Here is a 5,278-nt window from a genome sequence, read left to right on the forward strand (position 1 = left end):
TTCTCTATTCCCTGAAATACAGGGGGCTTACTTTTGATTATGCGAAAAACAAACACTGATATACAAGAGGATATGTCTAAAATAGGCAAGCTTTCGGCTTTTAGCGGACAACAATGATAAATATTATAATATGGATGAAATTATTCAAGAGGCAATTATATTATACAATAATGTTAAACACTTTAATCCTTGAATGAGTTTCATTAATGAAAAGCAAACTATAACTTTTTACCTTGATAGCTCTCCTTGAAATTTTATAAACGTATTTGATAGGATAATAGGATATGTTTTCTTTCGAGAGTTAAGCGTTTAAATGATTCTGAATATAGAATAATATGCGACTGGGAGTTGAGTAATAGACTGAAAATGAAAGGAGGTGAACTGGGAAAAAAGGATTATTTAAAACAGTTTTATTTTATTAATTTTCTAAAAACAAAACACATGAAACAATTAAAAAAAATTTCATTGGATGGTTTTGACGAACTATCCACACAAGAAGCTGCGCAGCTTCTTGGCGGCCAAGATCCTGTACGTAGTGATTCTACTTATGTAGCTAGAACGGATTCCACTAAAACATCGGGATCAAAAATCATTCATAAAATTACGGGGTCGTCAGTTTACAACACCCAGAATGGTTCTTCCTCACATTCAGTCGGTTATTCCGGGAGTTATGGTAATTTTAATTTGGGAGTAAATTATAATTATAATACTATGAGTGGAAGTAGTATCCAATTTACAGGTTCTTATACTTTTGGTAAAAAATAATGATTAATTAGTATAAGAAGAAAGAACACAGAATGACACAGGTCAGATAAATAACAGAACGATTTGTGTTATCTGTGTTCCGAAATCAGATTTTTATAATTGAGAAAAACTATTAATAACTTAAATAGGATTTTAAAACTAACAACCAATGAAGCACAGATTGTATTTTTCATGCCTTTTTATCTGCTCTTGCACGTGGCTCTTTGCACAGAAGAATATCAACCAGAAAATGGTAGATAAACTCGAGGGCGGTAATTATTGGGAAGCGAAGAAGTTTTATTCCTATCTGAAAACATGGGGATATGCCTTGGAACCTTCCATAGAAAGTTTCTACAAATATTCAATGGCTGATTTTCAGAGCAAACCCGATAGCGCGGTTGTTTATCTGGAAGATGTATTAAGAGAGTACAGACCTTTTGGCCTGATGAATATTGAATTCTATTTCCGGTTGTGGAGACTCTACACCGAAACATTACAGGACTATGAGAAAGCACTGTCTACCTGTAGCCTTATAAGGTCTTATATCGAAGAAAATCCCGACGGAGGAGATAATGGCGCACTCTCGGAATGGGACAGGTGCGTTTCCGATTGGGAAAGACAAACCCTGCGTAGAATGCAGGAACCGCCCATCAGAATTTCGCGGGATGATTCGAAAAACACAACAGCTATAGTAAGTGATAGCATTATCAATGATTTATTGTTTTTTGAAGCCATATATAATGAGGAGAATAAGATAAAAACCGTTTTTGATACCGGTGTAACAGAGTACTTCTCTATAGATAGTAATATTGCTAAAAAGATAGGTGTAAGAAGATATCCTATTTATGATAATGATACGATAGGAACACTTAACGGAAGAGAAGTACAAGGCTATTCAGGTATTCTTGACTCGGTGCGTATAGCAAATATTACACTATATAATATCCCGGTCTTTATTTGGGATAGAAAGTCTTTGGTTAATGTCTCCGACTCTGTGTGGCTCGATTCTTTGAAAAAAGAAGAGTTGAATAACTTCTATCATTCTTTTGATGTTGTTGTGGGATTAAAAGCAATGAGCCTGATAGGGAAAATTAAGCTAAATTGGACAGACAAAGTATTGTGCTTTCCTACACCGGAAGAGGAAATATTCTCAGGAAAAGATCCGAACATTTTCATCTTCACAAAAAAACTGTTCACACAAATAAAAATCAACAACCTTTCATTAACTGCTTTTGTAGATACTGGAGATAATGAATATGTAACCATAGATTCCTGGTTTTATGAAAAACATAAAAAAGATATACCGATTGATACACTAACAGAAAAAGACTCTTTGAATAGAGCAATGTTTCACGATATTCGCCAGAATATACCTCATGAGATTGCAGACAATCCGTCTATCACATTTAATGGCAAGGTGTTAAATATAGAAAAAAACAATAAGGTATATATCTCCTCATTGAAGGATTGGAATACACCAGATGCAACACCTGCAAATAGCACATACCTGGATATTACAGAGGGAGTAGTAGGATATGACTTTTTTAAACATCTGGGAGAAGAAATCTTATTCGATTTTCGTAACATGCGAATAGATATTCTTGAACAGAAAAAATAAACAGTCCTAGTATTGTTGCAGGTAAGCACAACAAGATAGCAAAAACTATAACTAAAAACAAAAATAAATTTGTGAAAAAGAGCTTCCCTTTATATACTCAACTGGATTTGATGGATTGTGGGCCAACCTGCCTACGAATGATCGCTAAGTATTATGGACGAAATTACACTTTGCAATTCCTACGGGAAAGAAGCTTTATAACCCGTCTGGGAGTATCTATGTTGGGAATAAGTGATGCAGCCGAGCATATTGGGTTCAGGACTATGAGTATTCGTTGCGATTTCGGGCAATTGGTCAAAGAAGTTCCGTTTCCTTGCATTTTGCATTGGAATCAGAATCATTTTGTTGTTTGCTATGGAGTTGTTAAAAAAAGAAGTTTACTGAGCAGGCATACACATTATTCTATAAAAATAGCAGATCCGGCAGGAGAGAAATTTACTATGGATAAAGAGGAATTTCTGAAATGCTGGGCGACTACAAAGTTGAAAGGAAAAGATGTTGGGATGGCTTTGCTATTAGCTCCTACTCCTGATTTTTATGAAAGGGAAGTTGAAAAAGATAAGAGAGCTAAGGGTTTAACTTTTTATTTGCAATATCTACGTCCTTATAAATCCCAGTTCATACAGTTGATAGGTGGTATGGTAGTAGGAAGCCTTATTGCGCTTATTGCACCATTTTTTGACTCAAGCTGTTGTCGATCAGGGTATTGGTAATAATAATCTGAATTTTATTACCCTGATACTTATTGCTCAATTGGTATTATTTATTACCCAATTATCAGTAGAATTTATACGTAACTGGATAACACTTCATGTTAATACCCGCATAAGCATATCCCTTATATCAGATTTTTTAGCCAAGCTTATGCGGCTACCAATTCGTTTCTTCGATACAAAAAATGTAGGAGATATAATGCAACGTATTGGAGATAACAATCGAATTGAATCGTTTTTAACTGGTTCTACATTAATGACCTTATTCTCTTTTGTGAATTTTATCATTTTCGCTATTATTTTCGCCTATTATAATCTAGTTATATTAACGATATTCTTATTGGGAAATATTCTGTATATTATTTGGATATTGTTATTCCTTCGTTATAGGCGTAAGTTGGATATGGCACGCTTCTCTCAGGCTTCTGCTGAGCAAAGTAACTTAGTACAGATTGTAACAGGCATGCAGGAAATAAAGCTGAATAACTGTGAGAAACAACAACGCTGGAAATGGGAACGCATACAAGTCAAACTATTTAAAATAAGTATTAGAGGGCTTGCATTAGGGCAATATCAGCAAATAGGTGCTGTTTTTTTACTCAAACAACCTCATTCATCGCTGCCCGTTCAGTTATTGAGGGAGAGATGACGTTGGGAATGATGATGGCTGTCAGCTATATTATTGGACAGTTATCAGGCCCTATAGGGCAGGTAATAGGATTTGTTCAGGCAGCTCAAGATGCAAAAATCAGCCTTGAACGCCTTAATGAAATCCATAATAAGGAGGATGAGGAACAAACAATAGAATCAAAGATTAATGAACTTCCTTCAAATAAGTCCATTCATATTGAAAATTTATATTTTAGTTATGATGGGGCAGATAGGAACTATGTTTTAGATGGTATCAATTTAACCATACCAGAAAACAAAGTTACAGCTATAGTTGGAGCCAGTGGTAGTGGAAAAACAACATTGATAAAGCTGTTATTAGCATTTTATGAACCTAACAAAGGAAATATAAAAATAAAGGATATACCTATTGATGATATTAACCCTCATTTATGGAGACAGAAATCTGGAGCTATAATGCAGGATGGTTTTATCTTTTCTGATACTATCGCTAATAATATTGCCGTTGGGGAAGACTATGTGGATAAACAACGTTTACTTCGTTCGGTAGAAGTTGCTAATATTAAAGAGTTTATTGAATTGTTACCTCTTAAATATAACACCAAAATAGGTATGGAAGGAAATGGAATCAGTCAAGGGCAACGTCAGCGCTTGCTAATTGCCCGTGCAGTTTATAAAAATCCTGAATTTCTATTTTTCGATGAAGCAACAAACGCATTGGATGCCAATAACGAAAAGATAATATTAGATAATCTGAATAACTTTTATAAAGGGAAAACCGTTATTATAGTCGCCCATCGCTTAAGTACGGTTCAAAGTGCAGATAACATCGTTGTTATGGATAAGGGTAAAATAATAGAAGAAGGTTCGCACAAAGAGTTGACTGATAAAAAAGGAGCCTACTATACTTTGGTAAAGAATCAACTGGAATTAGGGATGTAGACGATTCATATGGGTAAGATGGACAAGAAAATAGATGTTGACAAACAAATAGAACTTCGTAGCGAAGAATTTCAGGAAATAATGGGAAGCATCCCTTCGTGGATATTGCGAAGAGGTATTACAATTATAGCCCTAATTGTTCTCATTGTTCTTATAGGCAGTGCTATATTTAAGTATCCGGATATAATAACCACTTCAATGACACTTACCGGTTCTATGCCGGCTACAGCTTTAGTTTCCCGCACTTCTGGTAAAATTCAGGAGTTAAACATCATGGATACGCAAGAGGTAGAACAGGGAGACTTTTTGGCAGTAATAGAAAATTCTGCAAACACAAAGGATATACAAGTATTAAAACAATATATAGAACAACTGAACCAAAATATAGATACTATCATAAGTCTTCCTTCTAAAGACTTAAAACTTGGGCCAATACAATCTTTATATTCCAGTTTTTATATTACTCTTTTTGATTATTACGAATTTAAACGATTGCAATATTATACCAAAAAGATTGATTTTATGAAAGAGAAGATTGCATATTCCGGCGATACCCACCCAGTGATTCCGGTGATACCCACCCACTCACTGTGCAAATTAGTCTGACAAAATTACCGTTTTTTTCTTAAGC

3 protein-coding genes and 1 pseudogene are annotated in these 5,278 nt (G+C 34.8%); all 4 read left to right on the forward strand.

What is annotated here, in order from left to right; translation table 11 throughout:
- Positions 1 to 366: 366 nt before the first annotated feature.
- The 4 genes and pseudogenes from D0T84_RS21155 to D0T84_RS21170 all read left to right on the forward strand — a co-directional run bounded on the left by D0T84_RS21155 (position 367) and on the right by D0T84_RS21170 (position 5,253).
- A complete protein-coding gene (locus D0T84_RS21155) occupies positions 367 to 765 on the forward strand; it encodes a hypothetical protein (protein WP_163309922.1) in 399 nt (132 codons plus the stop codon).
- A 148-nt stretch (positions 766 to 913) separates the two neighbouring features.
- The gene (locus D0T84_RS21160; protein ID WP_163309923.1) at positions 914 to 2,362 is read left to right on the forward strand and encodes a retropepsin-like aspartic protease; all 1,449 of its coding nucleotides are present in this window, start codon (positions 914 to 916) and stop codon (positions 2,360 to 2,362) included.
- A 110-nt stretch (positions 2,363 to 2,472) separates the two neighbouring features.
- Positions 2,473 to 4,647, forward strand: a pseudogene (locus tag D0T84_RS21165) (peptidase domain-containing ABC transporter).
- Positions 4,648 to 4,665: 18 nt separating this feature from the next.
- A complete protein-coding gene (locus D0T84_RS21170; RefSeq protein ID WP_163309924.1) occupies positions 4,666 to 5,253 on the forward strand; it encodes a biotin/lipoyl-binding protein in 588 nt (195 codons plus the stop codon).
- Positions 5,254 to 5,278: the final 25 nt, after the last annotated feature.

Source organism: Dysgonomonas sp. 521 (assembly GCF_010501055.1).
GTDB lineage: Bacteria > Bacteroidota > Bacteroidia > Bacteroidales > Dysgonomonadaceae > Dysgonomonas.

Coding starts and splice junctions, on each gene's coding strand:
- D0T84_RS21155 (WP_163309922.1), top strand. CDS start 367: ATGAAAGGAGGTGAACTGGGAAAAAAGGATTATTTAAAACAGTTTTAT.
- D0T84_RS21160 (WP_163309923.1), top strand. CDS start 914: ATGAAGCACAGATTGTATTTTTCATGCCTTTTTATCTGCTCTTGCACG.
- D0T84_RS21170 (WP_163309924.1), top strand. CDS start 4,666: ATGGACAAGAAAATAGATGTTGACAAACAAATAGAACTTCGTAGCGAA.